The following is a 1,512-nucleotide window of genomic DNA, read 5'->3' on the forward strand; positions in this document are numbered from 1 at the left end:
TGATATGTAGTTGGTTTTGTCAACAGCGCAGGAGGAAGCGCCGCCATGGCTGGTTGCCGTGGCGGCGCTTCCGTTTCCGGGCGGCCTGCCTGCGTGGCGCTTTGAGCGTGTCTTGCGACGCACGTGGTCGAGACTGATATGCGCGGGTTGGTTACCGCATGACGGCAATCCGGTGGGGGCGTCCCGCTGCGATCTGAGGTCGAGCGTGACGGCCGTGGCCGTTGCTCACAGTCGAAACGCGGATGGTGCCCCTCACGTGGCCCTCGGCGGCGCAGGCGCGGCGCGTCCGGATGATTGTGGTGGCAGGTCAGTCCGGCAGCGTCGCCAGCGACCAGCACCAGCCGGCGAGTTCGCGGGCGATCGCGGTAGTAGCAATCGTGTGCTTTTTGTGCCGATGCCCGAACGTCTCCCACCGGTGGTGCAGCCGCTGATTGCCGGCGTGGCCGCGTGCCCGCGCCGCTTCAGGGGCCTGTTCCCAGCGTGCCCGTAGTACGGCGCCGACGGTGTAGCGGGCCTTGTGGTGCCAGGCCGCCTCGACGAGTAGCCGCCGGGCGTGGGTGTTGCCGGCCTTGGTGATGCCTCCTTGGCGTCGTGATCCGCCGCTGGAGTGTTCGGTGGGTACCAGGCCGAGGTAGGCGCCGATACTCGCCCCGGTGAAGCGGGACCAGTCGCCGATCTCGACGGCCAGGCCGAATCCGGTCAGGGTCGACACTCCGCGCAGGCAGCACAGGTTGCGCACGATGGGAGTGAATTCGCTGGCTGCGGCCATCTCGGCGATGGCGGCGTCGAGTCGGTCGCGGCGGGCGAGGGCGAAATCGACGGCTTCGAGTTCGGCATCGTAAGCGGCCGCGGTGCCGGGCTGGTCGAACCGGATCCGGTGCAGCCACTGGTGGTGGGCGCCGGTCCATGCGCGGCCGCCGTAGTAGACGTGGCCGTGGCGTAGGAGCAGTTTCGAGACGCGGTGGCGGGCGCGCATCAGGTCGGTGCGCACGTCTTCGCGCCCGCGCACCAGATCGCGTGCGGATTCCTCGGTCACCGTGGGCACGCGTACTGGTGTGATCTGTCCGAGTAGCAGCAGTTGCGCGAGCAGTCTGGCGTCGTTCTTGTCGGTCTTGACTCGGTTGCCGGGGGGCCGGTGCAGTTTCGAGGGTGCCGCGACGACACAGTCGATGCCGGCGGCAGTCAGTGCCCGGTGCAGGCCGAAGCCGGTGGGCCCGGCTTCGTAGACGACCTGGATCTGGCCGGGCAAGGTGCGGATCCAGGCGGAGATTTCGTCGTGGTCGGGGGTGAGTGTGGTTTCGGTGATCGCGCCGGTTTCGGAGTTCAACGCGGTCGCGGATACGGATCGTGCGTGCACGTCCAGTCCGACGCTCGTACGCTCGTACATCGCCGGGGCCTCCTACGACTGTGGATAGGCCGGGCAGGCGGCTCCTGCCTGGTAACCCACGAGGATTCGTCAGGCTGGCCCCGGCCCGCAACCGCTCACGCGAGCGGCCACCTCATACCGTCTGA

At 68.3% G+C, this 1,512-nt stretch carries 1 protein-coding gene; it reads right to left on the reverse strand.

Translation table 11 applies throughout. From position 1 onward, the window contains the following. Nucleotides 1-307 precede the first annotated feature (307 nt). Nucleotides 308-1,387, reverse strand: coding sequence for an IS110 family RNA-guided transposase (locus JJ683_RS18670; RefSeq protein WP_200176318.1), 1,080 nt, complete (start codon nt 1,385-1,387; stop codon nt 308-310). Between the last annotated feature and the right edge of the window lie 125 nt (nt 1,388-1,512).

The sequence above is a fragment of the Tomitella cavernea genome (assembly GCF_016599145.1).
GTDB classification, from domain to species: Bacteria; Actinomycetota; Actinomycetes; order Mycobacteriales; family Mycobacteriaceae; genus Tomitella; species Tomitella cavernae.